This window comes from Streptomyces filipinensis (genome assembly GCF_014649495.1).
GTDB classification, from domain to species: domain Bacteria; phylum Actinomycetota; class Actinomycetes; order Streptomycetales; family Streptomycetaceae; genus Streptomyces; species Streptomyces filipinensis.
In genome coordinates, this window is record NZ_BMTD01000021.1 from 84,004 (window position 1) to 101,030 (window position 17,027).

Sequence of the window (17,027 nt, forward strand, 5' to 3'; positions counted from 1 at the left end):
CGCACCCCACCCAGGCCGCCCGCTGCCCGCCCGCGCCCCCTGCGAGCGGCGGGCGGGCCGCCTCAGGCCAGGACGTCCAGCGCCTGCGCGACCGCGTTGTCCACGTTGATCCCCGCGTGGTGCAGCAAGTACTCCTCCCCGCCCACCAGGTCGTAGTGCACGTCCGGCACCCCGATCCGCCGCACCGGCGGGCCCCCGGCCTCGGCCACCACCTCACACACCGCGCCCCCCAGGCCGCCCAGGGCGCGGTGGTCCTCGATGGTCACCACGACCTCGGCGTTGGCACTCGCGTGCAGCACCGCCTCGCTGTCGAGCGGCTTGACCGTGTGCATGTTCAGATGCCCGGCACTCACACCCCGCCCGGCCAGTTCGCGCGCCGCCTGGGCCGCGACCAGGTTGGGGTGGGGGCCGGTGGCGATGAACAGCACACGGCCGCCCTCGCGCAGCACGCTCGCCCTGCCCAGCACGAACTCGGTGCGCTCCTCGTACAGCGCGGTCGTGGCCTGCCGCCCCAGCCGCAGATACACCGGCCCCGGATCCTCGGCGATCGCCACCGTGGCCTGCGCGGCCTGCCAGGCGTCCGCCGGCACCACCACCGTCATGTTCGGCAGCATCCGGATCACACCGATGTCCTCCAGCGAGTGGTGGGTCGGCCCGTAGTGACCCGACGCCAGGCCCGCGTGCGTCCCCACGATCTTGACCGGAAGGTCCGCGCCGGCCACATCGATCTTGATCTGCTCGTAGGCCCGGGCGATCGCGAACGGGCTCATGCCGTTGGCGAACACCGGCCGCGCGGACACCGTCATCCCGGCGGCGACACCGATCATGTTCTGCTCGGCGATACCGAGATCCACGTGCTGGCGCGGCAGTTCCAGCGCGAAGTGGTCCTCGAAGTTCATGTCGGCGCTCACACACGCCAGGTTCGGGTTCTCCCGCCCGAGCGCGAGCAGCATCATGGCGTACGCGTCACGGCTCTGGATCGTCGAACGGTTCTCCCAGACATGGTCGAGGACCTCCGCGACGGTGCGGCGCACGGCGATGTCGGAACTCATGCCTGTCCGCCCTCCAGGACCGCCAGGGCCGCCCGCCGCGCCCGCTCGTCGAGGGTCGCCGAATGACTCTGCTTGGTGTCCTGCAGACCGGGAACCCCGCGCGCCTTGATCGTGTCCGCGATGACCACCGTCGGCCGGCCCCGCTCCACCGGCCCGGTCAGGGCCGCACGGATCTGCTCGTGGTCGTGTCCGTCGACCGTGAGCACCCGCCAGCCGAAACCGGCCCACTTGCCGGCCAGCGGTTCGAGCGACATGCACTCGTCGGTACGGCCGCTGATCTGCCAGCCGTTGCGGTCCACGATCGCGATCAGGTTGTCCACGCCGTGATGCGCCGCCGCCATCGCCGCCTCCCAGTTGGAGCCCTCCTGCAGCTCCCCGTCGCCGAGGATCACGAAGGCCCGCTTGTCATGGCCGAAGCGCCGCCCGGCGAGCGCGACCCCCAGACCCAGCGGCAGCCCGTGTCCCAGCGCACCGGTGGAGAAGTCCACCCCCGGAAGACGCTTCATGGGGTGCCCGCCCAGCCGGCTGTCCTCCTCCGCGTAGGTGGCCAGCTCCGACTCCGGGATGACCCCCGTCGAGGCGAGCACCGCGTACAGCCCCGCGGACGCCTGACCCTTGCTCAGGATCAGGTGGTCACGGTCGTGCGAGGAGCCCACGCCCGCCGGGTCGCGCAGCACCTCCGCGTACAGCACGGCCAGCAGGTCGGCGATCGACATGCTGCCGCCGATGTGCACACCGTTGGGCGATGCGCTCATCTCGATGACCTTGCGCCGGATCTGCACGGCGAGTTGTTCCGCCACGGTCTGCGGTGGCGTCTGTGTGAGCATGCTTGATCCCTCCGAAAGCCGTCCGGTGTCTGTGTGCTGCTGCGGGCGCCGCCGCGCCTTCGGGGCCGCGGACGCCCAAGGCGCCGCGCGCGAGCGCCGCCGGCCCGCGGCCGATCCGCGGTGCGCCGGCGACGCTCGCGCGCGGCCCCCGACAGGGGGGTGCGCTGTCGTGGCAGGACGTCACACGACGCCGCACACCCTGCGCGGACCCGCGGTGCGGACCTCGAAGAGCGATTCCCGCACGGACTCGATGAACACGTAGTCCAGCTCCAGCGTGACCGGGTCCTCGTGCGTCAAAAACACCCGCAGCGGGCTGGTGAGCAGGTCATGGGTGGGCACGATGACGTCGCCGGGCCGGCGCTTGACCACGAGGTCCACCACCGAGGGCCGCTCGCGGATCTCCTCCACCAGCGCCTCGTCGACCGAGACCACCGTGCCCGACAGGGTCGTCGGCGCGTTGTACACGACGGCCGGCTGACGCCTGTCGTACACCCCGTCCCCGTAACGTGCGAGGAACTCCTCGGGACGCAGGTAGGCCAGGGCCGTCAGATCGGCGCTGTTCACGCCGATGGCCGTGTCGTGGAAAGCGGGGTGCAGGTGCCCGTTGACCCGCGCACCCACCTCCACCAGAGCCGGCCCGTCGTCGGTGACGATCAGTTCGGTGTGCGCCGGCCCGTTACGGATGCGCAGCACCTCCAGCAGGCTGCGGGTGTAGCCGACCAGCGTCTGGACCACGGGACTGGTCGACGGCAGCAGGATGTCGCGGTTGTACAGCGGCTTCCCGTTGGGCAGCAGCCGCTTTTCGTACTGCCACACACCGCACACGAAGGCATGACCGTCGACGCTCACGGTGTCGACGATGTACTCCGTGCCCTCCAGATAACTCTGCACGAGCACCTCGGTGTTGGCCCCGTTGAAGACGGTGGTGCTGGACAGCACCGACCGGAACGCCGAGCGCAGCGTGTCGGCGTTGCGGCAGATGGTGACCCCGTCCGTGGAGGCGGAGGCCAGCGGTTTCGCCACGCACGGCCAGTGCCCGTTCGCCTCGGCCCACGCGACGGCCTCCTCGGCGTCGTCGGTGAGCAGCTGCCGCGCGGTACGCAGCCCGGCCGCCGAGACCGTCTCGATCATCTTGTACTTGTCGCGGCGCGCGTCGGAGAACGTCGTGCCGTTGGTCCGCACGTCCAGCGCCTCGCTGAGCCGGTCCGCGAGCAGGACACCCGGCTCCTGGCCGGGCAGCACGAACCGCGGCTCGATCTCCTTGAGCGTCCGCTCGGTGCTGCCGTCCGCGGCGTAGACCAGCTGGTCGAGGTAGGCGGCGCGGTCCCACGGCTGCATACGGGTGATCGGTTCGGCGGAGCTCTGCACATGGATCACCTCCACCCCCAGCCGGTTGAACGCCGCAGGCAGGTAGTTCCCGGTCCCGTAGGCGTCGACGAGGACACCGACCGCACGGCCCCTGGCCCTGCGCACCACCTCCGCGGAGCGCTCCGCCAGCTCCTCGCTCCCCCTGCCCACGGTCAGCTCAGTCATCGGGTCCTCCCGCTGTCGGGTCATCACGGTCTGCGATCACCCAACGTAGGAGCCGGGACATGCGGGGGAGCACCGGTCTACGACTTGAGTCACATGAGGTCACCCCCAAAGGCACACCCCGCGCCCCGGTGACCGGTTTTCCCCCGAACACCTACCGCCACCCCCGGCGCCGGGTAGCGTGGCGGGCACTTCGCACATCCCCCCACCCCCCTGAAAGGTGCCCGATGTCCTACTCGGCCGACACCAGCCGCTACGACCGCATGTCCTACCGGCGCGCCGGGCGCAGCGGGCTGCTGCTGCCACCGCTCTCCCTGGGGCTCTGGCACAACTTCGGCCCCGACCGCCCGGCCGACACCCAGCGCGCCCTTCTGCTGCGCGCCTTCGACCTGGGCATCACCCACTTCGACCTCGCCAACAACTACGGCCGGCCGGTGTTCGGATACGCGGAGACCCGCTTCGGAGAGGTCCTCAAGAGCGACCTGCACGGCTACCGGGACGAGATCGTCATCTCCACCAAGGCCGGCTACGAAGGCTGGCCCGGCCCCTACGGCATCGGCGGCTCCCGCAAGTACCTGATGGCCTCGCTCGAACGCAGCCTTCGCCGGCTCGGCGTCGACCACGTCGACATCTTCTACTCCCACCGGCCCGACCCGGACACCCCCGTCGAGGAGACCATGGGAGCCCTCGCGGACGCCGTACGCCAGGGCAAGGCCCTGTACGCGGGCATCTCCAACTACTCCCCGGACCAGACGCGCCAGGCCGCCCAGGCGCTCGCCGCCGGCGGCGTGCCCCTGACACTCCACCAGCACCGCTACTCGATGTTCGACCGGACGCCCGAGCAGGGACTGTTCGCCGAACTGGAACGGCTCGGCACCGGCGCCACCGTCTTCTCCCCGCTCGCCCAGGGCCTGCTGACCGACCGTTACCTGGGCGGCACCGTGGCATCGGACAGCCGCGCCGCGACCAGCATGTTCCTGTCCGCCGACGACATCACCGACACCTACCTGCAGCGGGCCAAGGCACTCAACGCCCTGGCGGGCGAACGCGGCCAGAGCCTGGCGCAGCTCGCCCTCAGCTGGGTGCTGCACCGGCCGCAGGTCACCTCCGCGGTCATCGGGGCCAGCAGCATCGCCCAACTGGACGCCAACGTCGCCGCGTTGGACGCCCCACCGCTGAGCGAGCAGGAACTGGCCGCCATCGAACCGTACGCGGTCCACAGCACCGAAGCGTGACCCTGTGCCGCGGCCGGCCGGGCCGGTGGCCCGCTGTGGCCGCGGACGTCCTTCAGGTCGCCACGCGCAGCCGGCGCGCACCGGGGGTGTCACCGGGGTGGATGAGCCGCATGGAGGCGGCCTTGTTCACCGCGTCCAGCCGGCTGACCGCGCCGAGCTTCTCGAAGATGTTGCTCAGATGCCGCTTGACGGTGCCCTCCGCGATCCCCAGCCGGACAGCGATCTGACGGTTGCTCAGGGCCGCCGCCGCATGCGTGAGGACCTCCACCTCACGCGCCGACAGCTCCGCCCCGTACGCCGGGCCGGTGCCGGCCGCGCGCAGCGGGCCCTGGTGCAGAGGCAGCGTCACCGTCTGGTACAGGCGGGCCCCCCGCTGCGCGCGCACGGCGTCCACGACCGTGCCGTAGCCGATGCTCTTGTGCAGGTAGCCGTGGATCCCCAGATCCAGCAGGCACTGCACCAGACGCGGCTGCTCCAGCATGGACAGCACCAGCACCCGACAGGCCGGTATGCCGTGCAGAAGGCGGTTGACGAGGGCCTGCCGGTCGTCGGCGGGGGCCATCTGCACGTCGAGGACCACCAGGTCCGGACGCACCCGGGCGACCAGGGTGAACAGCTCCGCCACATGACCCGTCTGGCCCACGACCTCGATGCCGGGCTCCGTGTCCAGCAGCGCGCACAGGGACTCGCGCAGCAGTCTCTGCTCGTCCGCGATCACAATGCGCAAGGATGCGTGGGGCATGGCAGGCAGCACTCCTGTTTTCCGAGTGAGTGGTCTGGCTTCGGCGTCGGCAATCGGCCCCATCGAATTGGCCGTCGCCGGTGCCGGCAGGCCGGGGGCGGAAACCAATCGGGGTGACGGAGAATCCCGCGTCCCCATCGAAAACCGTGGATTTCCACGTCCGCGGTGCGCCCGAATCACGTTAGTGGCGTCCACTACGCGGGCCTATACGCGCACATCACCAATACCTGTGAAAGGTTCCCGGATCGGTCCCGATCCGTCAACGGCAGGCGAGGGCAAGGGTATACGGCTGTGTCGTGATACTGCCGGACCCGGCCGGCCGCCGCTCCCGGATGTGCCTTTGAGCGCGGTGGCGTGTGCCGGAAGTCGTAGCACCGCCGTCCGGGACCGTTCAGGCGCCCTACGTTCCTGAAGTTCCCGGGCCGGCGAGGTCCGCCGATGACAGGGAGGAATGCCGATGGCGCCCTCGAGTCAATCTCCCACGATGCGAGGACACCTCGACTACGACTTCAGCAAGATCACCCCGGAGGTCCGCAAACGACTGCGGCCCCTGGGCACACTCGACAACTGGCACGCGATCCTCGCGATCCTCGCGGACTACGCGGGCGTCGCCGTGGCGGTCTGGGCCTGCCTGAGCCTCTCCTGGTGGCTGTATCCGCTCGCCCTGATCCTCATCGGCTCGACGCAGCGCGCGATGGTCAACCTGCTGCACGAGTCCTCGCACAAGGTGCTCAGCCGCAACCCGGTCCTCAACCTGATGCTGGGCACGGTGTTCTCCGGCTACCTGGTCTTCCACCTGTACTCGCCCTACCGGACCAGTCACATCGGCTTCCACCACCGCTACCTGGGCGACCCGGACAAGGACCCGGACTACGAGTTCCACCGGGACCTGGGCCTGTACGACCCGCACAAGTCGGACGGGCGGTTCTTCCTGGAGAACATCGCCTTCGCCGTCCTGGGCCTGCGCACCTTCGCGTACCTCAGGTACATCGTCCGCGACCGCATCTTCTACAAGGGCCCCCCGACCAACGTCTCCATGCCGATCAGCCTGCGCGCGGAACGGGTGGTCTTCGCCGCGCAGTGGCTGCTGATCACGGCCGTGTGCGCCGCCACCGCAACGCTCCACCTGCTGCTGCTCTTCTGGCTCGTGCCGCTGTTCACCAGCGCGGTCGCGGTGGGCTGGCTGTCGGAGCTCGCCGAGCACTACCCCATGCCCGAGAGTGAGCGCAGCCAGCTGCTGATGACCCGCAACCGTCACGGCCGGGCCGTCGAGAACTACCTGCTGGGCCGGCACCACGACAACTACCACCTGGTGCACCACCTGAACATGAGCATCCCGTTCTGGAACATGAAGCGCGCCCACCGCATCCTGCTCGACGACCCCACCTACGCCCGCTGGGACGCCCTGTGGGGCGGCATCGTCACCCGCGCCAAGGACAGGGCCGGGGCGGAGACGGTGGTGACCTACGCCGCGAAGTACCGTGCCTGGCGCCGCGCCGGGGGCGACCCCCAGGCGGCCTCACCCACCTTCGCCGAGGTGCTCGCCCTCGCGCACGCCCAGCCGGCCGAGAGCGTGTGAGGGAGGCGTCGGTGACCGGACAGACCTACACCACCGAGTGGCGTTCCTACCTCAACACGGCCGGCTCCGGCCTGCAGAGCCGCGAGACCCGCAAGGCGGTGGCCGACTACCTCACGCTGGAGGGGGTGATCGGCTCCTACTTCGCCGAACGCGCCTACGCGGAGGTGACCGAGGACGGCGTGTACCGCAGCCTGGCCGAGCTGTTCAACTGCCCGCAGGACGCCGTGGCGATGTCGGACTCGGCGACCCGCGCCTGGCACAGCGCCGTGGCCGGTCTGTCCCTGACCGAACGCGACATCGTGTGGACGACGCCGTACGAGTGGGCCGGCAACCTGCTCTTCCTGAAGAACGCGCAAAGAGCGGCCGGCTTCTCGATCCAGGAGATCCCGCTCACCGAGGCCGGCGACGTGGACGTGGAGTGGTGCCGGCACCACATCGACGACCGGGTCGCCCTGCTGTCGCTGACACACATGCCCTCGTGCACCGGCGTCGTCACCCCGCTGGCACCGTTCTCGCAGCTCGTCCGCGACCGGCGCACCCTGCTCACCGTCGACGCCTGCCAGTCGGCCGGGCAGATCCCGATCGACCTGGCGGCCACACCGGTCGACCTGCTCACGGCCACCGGCAAGAAGTCGCTGCTGGGCCCGCGCGGCACCGGCTTCGCGGTGATGTCCGAGCGCTTTCGCCAGGCGGCCGAACCGGTCAGCGTCGATGTGCACACCCATGCCTTCGTCCCCGGCGGCGACATCCGCCACCTCACCGGCAGCGCGCGCCGCTTCGAACTCGGCGAGAAGAGCGTGGCGTCCTTCGTCGGCCTGGATGTGGCCCTGCGGCAGGCCCGCTCCAACGACTTCGACCGGATGGCCGGCCTGTCGCGGCAACTGCGGGAGAGGGCCGGGCAGATCCCCGGACTGCGGGTGCACGCCCCCGGCACCCACCACACCGGCATCATCTGCGTCACCCACGCCCGTCTGGCCTCCGAGCCGCTGTGGCGGCAACTGTGCCGGGCAGGCGTCGCCTGCTGGCTGATCGACGGCGCGCACACCCCCCGCTACCTGCTGCGCCGCGGCATCCGCCAGGCGGTGCGGCTCGCCGTCGGCCCGCGCACGACGCCCCAGGAGATCGACTACGCGATCGGAGTCCTCGAAGAGATCGCCGGCCGTACGGCCGCGGTGCCCGTCTTGGCCCGGTGACAGGAGAAAGCCCGACATGAAGAAGATCATCATTCTCGGAGTCAACGCGACAAGCGCCAAGTACGTACCCGCCGCGCTGCGTTCGGCGGGATTCGAACCCGTCTTCCTGGCCGACGCCGACGCGTTCGCCGGAGCGGCCGCACAGAGCCTTGGCGACTGCGCCTGCTACCCGGTGGACATCCAGGACCGGGCCGCGGTCCTGCGCCTGCTGGCCCACGACACGTCCCTCACCGACGAGGCGTTCGCCATCACCGGCCTGTACGACGAGAAGTTCCCGCTCATTGCGCAGATCGCCGCCACCTACGGCCTGCACGGCCCGGAACCGGTCGCGGTGCGCCTGGCCTCCAAGGCCGAAGTCGCCGCGCTCATACCGGAGTTCAGCCCGCCGACCATCCGCTTCACCGGTGCCCAGGCGGCCCGGCTGGCCGTCGACCCGGCCGCCCTGACCCCGGCGCCCCACGGCTACGTCCTCAAGCCGGCCGAGCAGGCCGGCGGGCGCGGGGCGACGCGTCTGCCGCAGGGCGCCGGGCCCGTGGACGTGTGGAACGCGGTGGCCGCCACCGGCCTGGCACAGGACGCGGCCCAGCCCTGGGTGGTCCAGGCGGACATCCGCGGACCGCTGTTCAGCCTGGAGGGCTACGTCAGCGACGGCCGGATCGTGTTCATCGACTTCTCCCAGCGCGGGCGCATCGCCTGGACGGAGGTGAGCAACCTGCTGCCCGCCGACCGCCGGCTGCCGCGCGGCGTCGAGGACCGGTGCAAGGCGGCGGTCACGGCGCTCGTCGAGCGCTCCGGCCTGTCCCAGGGCTACTTCCACTGCGAGTTCCTGGTCGACGGCACACGGCCGTACCTCATCGACGCCAACGTCGGACGCCTCGGCGGCGGCGCCATCGTCGAGCAGCTCGCGCTCTCCCACGGCCTGGACCCGGTCGAGATCCTCGCCCATGTGCTGACCCTGGGCCTGCCGGCCGCCGGGACCAGCCCGGCACCCGCCTACGGCACCTTGGGCAGCGGCCGGTCCACCCTGTCGTACTACTACGGCCTCGAAGGAGGCGGGCGCGTCACCTCGGTGTCCGTGCCGGACGGCGGGAACTGCCTGCACACCCAGGTCGTCCCGGACGGCCACCACGTGGGCCCCGTGGGCACCGGCGACGCCGTCTGGATCGGGATGCTGACCGGGCTCACCAGCGACGTGGCCCGGGAGATCGAGAACGTCGTGGTCCACACCGACGACGGACCGCGCCGGCCGGCCTGGGCGGCGCCGTCATGACCGGCCTGCGCGGCGCCCCGCCCGGCGGCTGGACGATCTACGTCGTCCGCTTCCTCACCTACAGCACCTGGGGCGTCCTGTACCCGTTCTTCACCGTGTGGCTGCTGGACCAGCGGCTGTTCTCGACCGCGGACTGCGGGCTGGTCACCGGCGCCGCGGTGCTGGCCAACCGGCTCGGCTCGCTGGCGTTCGTCCGCGTGCTGCCGCCGGGCGGGGAGCGCCGCTCCATCATCGGTTCGCAGATCGCGATGGGGCTGGCCGCGGCCGTGATGTGCGCGATGGCGCTGCTCGCCGTCCGCTCCCTCATCGGCTGGATGCTGGTCTCGGCGGCCTTCGGCCTGGCCGGCTCGCTGGCCACGCTGGCCCAACTCACCCTCATCGTCCACCAGTTCGGCCCTCAGGAGGCCCGCCGGGCCTTCTCCTACGAGAACGTCGCACTGAACGCCGCCGGCGGCCTGGCCCCCTTCGTGTCCTCACTGGCCTACGCCGCCACGGGACGGCTGTACGCACTGGCCCCGATCGGCTTCGCCGTGCTCGCGGGCGTCCTGGCCACACGCCTGGCCCCGGCCGCCGGCCCGGCCGCCGAGACACCCGCCGCTGTGCCGGACACCCCGGCCCTGCCGCGCGGCGCGGTCCTGCTGCTGGGCGCCAAGTTCCTGACCACCATCACCTACGCGCAGTTCTACGGCCTGTTCGCCGCCTACGCGAGCCCGCGCCTGGGGCCGCAGAGCGTGGGTGTGCTCTTCGCCTTCGCCTCCGTCGCCATCGTGGTGCTGCAGTCACTGGTGACCCGGTGCTCGCGCGGCGCCGGGGAGCCGGCCCTCATCGTGGCCGCCAACCTGGCGCTGGGGGCGGGAACCGCGCTGCTCGTGGCCCCCGAGGGCGGCATGGCGCTGATGTTCCTGGCCGTGATCGCCATCACCATCGGCGAGATGATCTACGTCCCGGTCTACCAGGCGCTGGCGGTGGCCGTCGCCGGCGGCCGCACCAGCCTCGCCGTCGGCGCCCTGACCTTCGTCGCGGGCCTGGCCGAATCCCTCGCGGTGATGACGGGTCTGTGGCTCATCGGCGCCGGGCTCGGCGCCGTGCCGTTCCTGGCCGGAGCCGGCACGGCCGCGGCCGTCGTCGTGCTCGCCGCCGTCTTCCACCACCGCTTCGCCGCCATGGCGGCCACCGCCGGGGCCGCGCCCGCGGCCCGGCGCACCGCCACCACCACTACGTGACAGGAAGGGGCATCGTGGCATCCGCACCCTCCCTCACCCAGCGCCCCGCCGGGCGACGGCCGGTCCGCGTCCTGAAGTTCGGCGGGACCTCGATGGGGAGCACCCCCGAGCGGCTCGCCCGCATCGCGGGCATCGTCGCCGACGCGCACCGGCACGCCGGTGTCGTGGTGGTCGTCTCCGCCCGGGGGGACATGACCGACCGGCTCATCGACGAGGCCCGCACCGCGAGCACCGCACCGCCGGGCAGGGAACTCGACCAGCTGCTGGCCACCGGAGAAGCACGTTCGGCCGCCCTGCTGGCCATGGCCCTGCACGAGGCGGGCGTGCCCGCCGTCTCCCTGCTCGGGGCGCAGGCCGGCTTCGAGGTGTCCGGCAGGCACACCGACGGGCGCATCAGGGACATCGACACCGCCCGGGTCCGCCAGGTGCTGGAGCGCGGCGAGGTCGCCGTCGTGGCCGGCTTCCAGGGCCGCAACGCGGCCGGCGACGTCACCACCCTGGGCCGGGGCGGCTCCGACACCTCCGCCGTCGCCCTGGCCGTCGCGCTCGGCGCCGCCGACTGCGAGATCTACACCGACGTCGACGGGATCTACTCGGCCGACCCGCGCCTCGTGCCCGGCGCCCGGCTGCTCCCGGTCGTCCGCAACAGCGTCATGGCGGAGATGGCCTACGCCGGCGCCCGCGTGCTGCACACGCGCTCGGTGGAACTGGCCGGCCGCGCGGGCGTCGACATCCACGTACGCAGCGCCTTCAACCATCGCCCGGGGACCGTCGTGGTCTCCGAACCGGAGGGAGCAGACACAGCCATGCTGGAAGCCGAAGACCGCGTGGTCGCCGTGTCCCACGAGCCGGGCAACGCCCGGATCACGATCGTCGCCGTGTGCCCGGACGCCCCGCTGCGCGGGACGGAAGTCCTCGCCCTGCTGGCCGACGTGTCCGTGCCGGTCGACGTGATGACCAGGTTCACCGACAGGTCGGGGCGGCACGGCTGGGACTTCACCGTCCCGGCCAAGGACGTCGATACGGTGACGAGCCTGCTCACCACCCTGCCCGGCCGCCTCGCCGTCGACGCCGCCGTGGCGAAGGTCTCGCTCGTGGGCGCCGGTTTGATGAGCGACCCGCGCACCGTCGGGCGGATGCTGAACGCGCTGCTCGCCGGGGGCATCGACCCGCTGTCCCTGGCCACCTCCCAGAGCCGTATCTCCGCGACGGTGGCCGAGGCGGACTGCGCCCGCGCCGTGACGGTCCTGCACGAGGAGTTCCTGTCCGGCCCCGTCCTGCGGGAGGCGATGCGCCCGGCGACCGTCGCGGTCGGCCCGCGCGCCTGAGGCGGTGTCCGCGGCCGCGGGCACGCGGCCACCCTGAGGCGCCGCCCGCCGGTGACGGCCCGGTCCGCGCGCCGGCCCGACACCCCGCCGCACGCCGGGGCGTTGCCGCGCACCGCGGCGGCCGGCTCCACGCGGCCCGCCCCGACGCGGAGCCCGGTGCCTGCCGCCGTGGGGATCCAGCCGCCGCGCGCGTCGGTGCCGGCCGCACCGGATCGCGGCCCGCGGCGCGGGCCCGCCCGCAAGGGGCGGCCGCCGGGCCGGCGGGACAGGGGCGACGGCGCCGCCGAGGGGTTCGCCGGACACGTCCCGCAGCTTTCCAGTGTGCTTCCCCGCCCGTCACTGAAAGGGGCCCTCCATGACCAAGCCGGAACTGCTGTGCACCGGGCACCGCCGCCACTCGCCGGTGCCGCAGGCCTGCGGGACCGAGATCGCCGACGGGGTGTTCGCCTGCACGCCGCCCGGCGACGGCTGGTGTCTGAACAACGCCGGCCTGATCACGGGGCCCGAGGGGGTGACCGCCATCGACACGGTGGCCACCGCACCGCGCTCGCTGGCCCTGCGCGCGTTCGCGGAGGCGCTGCGCGCGGGCCCGGTCCGCGCCGTCGTCAACACCCACCATCACGGCGGACACACCTTCGGCAACGCGCTCTTCCCCGGCGCGACCGTCATCGCGCACTCGCTGGCCCGCAGCGAGATGGCGGAGAGCGGCCTGGCCCTGACGCAGCTGTGGCCCGACGCGGAGTGGGGCGAGATCCGTCTGGTCCTGCCGTCGGTCGTCTTCGACGAGCGCCTGACCCTGTACAGCGGGGACCGCCGGATCGAACTCGTCTTCTGCGGACCGGCGCACACCACCAACGACGTGGTCGCGTGGCTGCCGGACGACGGGGTGCTGTTCACCGGGGACGTGGCGCTGTCCGGGGCCACCCCGTGCACCCTGGCGGGGTCGGTGGAGGGGGCGCTGCGGGCCGTGGCGACCCTGCGGGCCTTCGGCGCCCGCACGATCGTCTGCGGGCGCGGTCCCGTCTGCGGCCCGGAGGTCCTCGACGAGACGGAGGCCTATCTGCGCTGGGTCCAGATCATCGCGATGGAGGGCTGGCAGCAGGGGCTGACCCCGATGGAGACCGCCAGGGAGGCCGGAGCGGGCGACTTCGGCCATCTGCTCGACGCCGAGCGCATCGTCGGCAACCTGCACCGCGCCTACGCCGAACTCGACGGCGGCGCGCTGGGCAGGCCCCTGGAACTGCCGCCGGTCTTCGCGGAGATGGCGGAGCACAACGGGGGCGTCCTCCCCGCCTGCCTGGCCTGCTGATCATCACCACACCGCCCCCATACACAACCGGATGGTCGGTTTAAATAAAAGGGTAAATGCCTGCGAAGTTCCCGTCAATGACCCGACATGCAGGACAAGTTGCCGGGCCGGCCGCAAGTCGAACCGATTGACACAAACCACTTGGTTGGTTTTTATGTGGGAGTGGGGTCGGTCGCCTCGAACAGCTATTTCACGAGCGTTGTCAGTCGCAGGAAGCGATGGAAGGAAACAGCCGTGTCTGCTCAAACCGTTGCGGATGCACAGGCCGGGATCCCCGATGTGGTCCGCCTGACCCCGAAGTTCGACGTGGCCTGCCTGGTACGCGACGTCAAGTCGCTGCGCACGGAACAGGCCGCCGACTGGAAACTGCAGAACACCTTCGTCACCGATGACCACCTGATCGAGACCGAACTCGACTGGCACATCATGCCGCTGCGCAGCACCGGCGGCGACAAGACGCGCACCGACCCCGGCGGCCCCGGCCTGGCCCCGTTCGCCGACACCGCCCACGTCCAGCACGCGCCCTACCTGCACTCGGTGATGCGCGCGATCCCCTCGCCGCTGCGCTCGGTACGTCTGATGGCGCTGGGCCCGGACACCTACGGCCCCGACCACTTCGACAACAAGTACGCGCTCACCTGGGGCATCGCCCGCCTGCACGTGCCGGTGATCACGCTGCCGGAGGCGAAGCTGTTCTTCGGCGAGACCCCGTACGTGTGGGAGGCCGGCTCGCTGTGGTTCGGCAACTTCGCCCGCACGCACCGCATCGAGAACAGCGGCCGCACCCACCGCGTGCACCTCGTGCTGGACGTGCAGGTGACCGAGGCGCTGTTCGACCTGTTCCCGGCACAGGTCCGCGCCGCACTGCCCTTCGACAAGATCATGGTCAACCGCGCGGAGCAGCCCCTGCGGCCGGCCCCGCTGCACCAGGTCGCCTTCGAGGTACCGAAGTCCTTCACCGACTGGGAGGAGGAGGACGGGCAGTTCCTCAACGACCAGCCGACGGTCGGCGCCGAGATCAGGGCCCAGGACGACGGCCTGGTGCTGCACTACGACGGCGCGCCCTACGCGGGACTGGTCCACACCGGCGACAACGAGTTCCGCTTCCAGGGCTGGACCGACGAACGCACCGTCCAGGTCGTCGACGAGGCCGGGCAGCGACGGGTGGTGCTGCGCACCAGGGTCGGCAAGCAGGTCCGGACGCTGACGCTCCCCGCGACCGCGCTCAGCGCGTGAAGACGGGGGAGGGCGAGATGGCTGTGACGGTGAACAGGCCGCACCTGACGGGCTTCGGCTGCCCGACCGAGGGAGTGGACACCGAGGAGTGGGACCGGCTGGCGGGCAACCACTTCTACGCCGCCAGCGGATGGCTGGATTTCTGCGTGCACGATCCCGGCGGGCGCACGCTCACCGGGAACGTGCACACCCGGCTGTCCGACGGCGGCATGGCGGCGGTCCCGGTCACGGCCGTCTGGGAGGAGAACAACGCCTTCTACCAGTGGAGCCGGCTCCTGGAGCGGGCCGGCCTGCCCCCGGCGGCCCCCCAGGGCCTGCTCGTCGGCCCGCACCGGGGCTACCAGACGAACCTGCTCGTCAGCGAGGGCACCGACCGGACCGAAGCGGCCGCAGCCCTGCTGGACGAACTCGCCGCACTGCGCAGACAGGCCGGCGCGCAGCGGCTGTTCGACGACGCCCGGCCGCAGAGCATCCCGTGCCACGGCATGTTCCTCGACAGCACCGACGTACGGGCACTGCGCGCGGCCGGGGTACGCGCCGAGCCCGTCCTGTGCGCCGCCGACGCCTGGATCCGGACCGAGGGCGAGGACTGGAACGGCTGGATGCGCACGCTGCCCTCCAAGCGGCGCGGTGAACTGATCCGCCGGGACCAGCGGCGCTTCGACGAGGCGGGCTACCACTTCCTCGAAAAGCCGCTGTCGGAGTGCTACGAAGAGGCGGCCCTGATGTCCCGCGGCACCCAGGCCCGCTACGGACAGCCCGCGGACGTGGAGGTGCTCGCCGAGTCCCTGCGGGTCCAGGCCGAGGCGATGGGCGACGCCGCGCGCGTGCTGATGTGCGCCCGTGACGGCGAGAGCCCGGTCGGCTTCCTGCTGTTCTACCGCTGGGGCGACGCGACGTACCTGAAGGGCGCCGGATTCCACTACGACCGGCTCGTCGGCGTCGCGGAGTACTTCAACCTCGTGTACTACGAGCCGATCCGCGACGCGCTGCGCGCCGGCCGGCGCCGGCTGCACGCCGGGATCGCCTCCACCGACACCAAGGCGATGCGCGGCGCCGAGATCCGCCCCCTGTGGATGATCGACGTGTTCGGCGACGGCACCGGCAACGACGCGGCGCGCGCCTACAACGCCGCGCAGCTGCGCGAGCTGACCGAGTCCTCCACGGCGGTGGCCAAGGCAGTGGTCGAGGACGACTGGCTGGAGTTCTGTTGAGTTCCCGCCTGCTGCTCAACCGGGACTTCGGCCGCTTCTGGGTGAGCCAGGTGCTGACCAGCGTCGCCTCGAAGAGCATGACGATGGTCTTCCCGCTGCTGGCCACCCTCTCGTTCGCGGCCTCGCCCTTCGAGGTGGGCGTGGTCGCGGCCGCCCAGTACGTGCCGGTGCTGGTGGTGACCCTGTTCATCGGGATGTGGCTGGACCGGCGGCCCAGACGGCCCACGCTGCTGTTCACCGACGTCGCCGGCGGGGCGGCGCTGCTGGTCGTACCGGTGCTCAGCGGCCTGGACCAGTTCCGTATCGGCGTGCTGTACGCGGTCGCGTTCGCCTTCGGGTCGCTGGTCGCGATCGCCGAGGTCTGCGCGCAGGCGTATCTGCCCAGCCTGGTCGAGGAGTCCGACCTGGTCTCGGCGATCGGCCGGCTGGAAGCGGTGTTCACCCTGGTCGTGGTCGCCGCGCCCGGTCTCGGCGGCCTGCTGATGAACTGGCTGGGCGGCTCCGGCGCGGTGCTGACCGGCGCGGTGCTCTACCTGGTCGCCGCGCTGATCCTGGTCAGCGTGACCAGACGCGAGCCCCCCGTCCTCGCACCGCCCACGCGTGAGCGGATCAGCGCCGAGATCGCGGCGGGAGCACGGTTCCTGCTGTCCGCGCCCCTGCTGCGGACCCTGATCGGGCAGGCGGCGCTGTTCAACTTCTTCGAACAGGCCATGCTGACCCTCTACACCGTGTACGCGGCCTCCGTCGTCGGGATCACGCCCGCGCTGCTCGGCCTGACGGTGACGCTCGGCGCCATCGGCTCCATGCTCGGCGCGGTCGCCGCCGCGCAGGCCGAACGCAGATGGGGGCTCAGGCGGGTGGTGGTGGCGAGCATGGCGATCGCGTCCCTGGCGCCGGTGCTGATCCCCCTCGCCGCCGACCCGACCCCGTTGACCGTGACGATCTGGTCGGCCTCCTTCGTGCTGTACGGCTTCGGCCTGACCGTCTACAACGTCTTCAGCACCTCCACCCGCCAGCGCCTGACCCCCGACCGGCTGCGCGGCCGGGTCGCGGCGACCACCCGGCTCGTCGCCTACGGGCCGCTCAGCGCCGGCACGCTGCTGGGCGGCGGCCTCGGTTCGCTCTTCGGCGCGCGCACCGGACTGTGGATCGCGGTGGCCCTGCTGGTGGCCGCGTTCGTGCGCTTCGCGGTGACGGTCCGGCGCACACCGGTCCCCGACATGCACAGCGAACCGGTACCGGCGCAATGAGAAGGTGCAGGACGAAAGGCCCGGGCCGCACGGCCCGGG

General features: G+C 71.7%; 14 protein-coding genes. 10 read left to right on the plus strand and 4 right to left on the minus strand.

The window, feature by feature from the left end:
- Positions 1 to 62: 62 nt before the first annotated feature.
- The 3 genes from IE244_RS34270 to IE244_RS34280 all read right to left on the minus strand — a co-directional run bounded on the left by IE244_RS34270 (position 63) and on the right by IE244_RS34280 (position 3,412).
- Positions 63 to 1,052 carry a transketolase family protein gene (locus IE244_RS34270; protein ID WP_191877478.1) on the minus strand — a complete coding sequence of 330 codons (990 nt, stop codon included), beginning with the start codon at positions 1,050 to 1,052 and terminating at the stop codon, positions 63 to 65.
- Entirely contained in the window at positions 1,049 to 1,879 is an 831-nt protein-coding gene (locus tag IE244_RS34275) for a transketolase (protein ID WP_191877479.1), read from the minus strand. Before IE244_RS34275 ends, IE244_RS34270 begins: the two co-directional genes overlap by 4 nt.
- A gap of 180 nt (positions 1,880 to 2,059) precedes the next feature.
- Positions 2,060 to 3,412 (minus strand): ATP-grasp domain-containing protein, encoded by a 1,353-nt coding sequence (locus IE244_RS34280; RefSeq protein WP_191877480.1) that lies wholly within the window; start codon positions 3,410 to 3,412, stop codon positions 2,060 to 2,062.
- 224 nt (positions 3,413 to 3,636) lie between these two features.
- Here IE244_RS34280 and IE244_RS34285 point away from each other — a divergent pair, with 224 nt between their 5' ends.
- Positions 3,637 to 4,644 carry an aldo/keto reductase gene (locus IE244_RS34285; RefSeq protein WP_191877481.1) on the plus strand — a complete coding sequence of 336 codons (1,008 nt, stop codon included), beginning with the start codon at positions 3,637 to 3,639 and terminating at the stop codon, positions 4,642 to 4,644.
- 52 nt (positions 4,645 to 4,696) lie between these two features.
- Here IE244_RS34285 and IE244_RS34290 read toward each other — a convergent pair whose 3' ends face one another.
- The gene (locus IE244_RS34290; RefSeq protein WP_191877482.1) at positions 4,697 to 5,386 is read right to left on the minus strand and encodes a response regulator transcription factor; all 690 of its coding nucleotides are present in this window, start codon (positions 5,384 to 5,386) and stop codon (positions 4,697 to 4,699) included.
- Positions 5,387 to 5,870: 484 nt separating this feature from the next.
- Between IE244_RS34290 and IE244_RS34295 the strand changes: the two genes are divergently transcribed.
- The 9 genes from IE244_RS34295 to IE244_RS34335 all read left to right on the plus strand — a co-directional run bounded on the left by IE244_RS34295 (position 5,871) and on the right by IE244_RS34335 (position 16,988).
- Complete coding sequence (locus tag IE244_RS34295; protein WP_191877483.1) at positions 5,871 to 6,965, plus strand: fatty acid desaturase family protein; 1,095 nt, start codon at positions 5,871 to 5,873, stop codon at positions 6,963 to 6,965.
- An 11-nt stretch (positions 6,966 to 6,976) separates the two neighbouring features.
- A complete protein-coding gene (locus tag IE244_RS34300; protein ID WP_031170624.1) occupies positions 6,977 to 8,158 on the plus strand; it encodes an aminotransferase class V-fold PLP-dependent enzyme in 1,182 nt (393 codons plus the stop codon).
- 16 nt (positions 8,159 to 8,174) lie between these two features.
- Positions 8,175 to 9,428: an ATP-grasp domain-containing protein gene (locus IE244_RS34305; protein ID WP_191877484.1), complete on the plus strand. Its 1,254-nt coding sequence runs from the start codon at positions 8,175 to 8,177 to the stop codon at positions 9,426 to 9,428.
- Positions 9,425 to 10,651 (plus strand): MFS transporter, encoded by a 1,227-nt coding sequence (locus tag IE244_RS34310; RefSeq protein ID WP_191877485.1) that lies wholly within the window; start codon positions 9,425 to 9,427, stop codon positions 10,649 to 10,651. Before IE244_RS34305 ends, IE244_RS34310 begins: the two co-directional genes overlap by 4 nt.
- 14 nt (positions 10,652 to 10,665) lie before the next feature.
- Positions 10,666 to 11,979, plus strand: a complete 1,314-nt coding sequence (locus IE244_RS34315) for an aspartate kinase (RefSeq protein WP_191877486.1) — start codon at positions 10,666 to 10,668, stop codon at positions 11,977 to 11,979.
- Positions 11,980 to 12,334: 355 nt separating this feature from the next.
- Positions 12,335 to 13,288 carry an MBL fold metallo-hydrolase gene (locus tag IE244_RS34320; protein WP_191877487.1) on the plus strand — a complete coding sequence of 318 codons (954 nt, stop codon included), beginning with the start codon at positions 12,335 to 12,337 and terminating at the stop codon, positions 13,286 to 13,288.
- A 234-nt stretch (positions 13,289 to 13,522) separates the two neighbouring features.
- Positions 13,523 to 14,524: an aspartyl/asparaginyl beta-hydroxylase domain-containing protein gene (locus IE244_RS34325; RefSeq protein WP_191877488.1), complete on the plus strand. Its 1,002-nt coding sequence runs from the start codon at positions 13,523 to 13,525 to the stop codon at positions 14,522 to 14,524.
- Positions 14,525 to 14,541: 17 nt separating this feature from the next.
- Positions 14,542 to 15,738, plus strand: coding sequence for a peptidogalycan biosysnthesis protein (locus IE244_RS34330; protein ID WP_191877489.1), 1,197 nt, complete (start codon positions 14,542 to 14,544; stop codon positions 15,736 to 15,738).
- A complete protein-coding gene (locus tag IE244_RS34335; RefSeq protein WP_191877490.1) occupies positions 15,735 to 16,988 on the plus strand; it encodes an MFS transporter in 1,254 nt (417 codons plus the stop codon). Before IE244_RS34330 ends, IE244_RS34335 begins: the two co-directional genes overlap by 4 nt.
- The last annotated feature ends 39 nt before the right edge of the window (positions 16,989 to 17,027 follow it).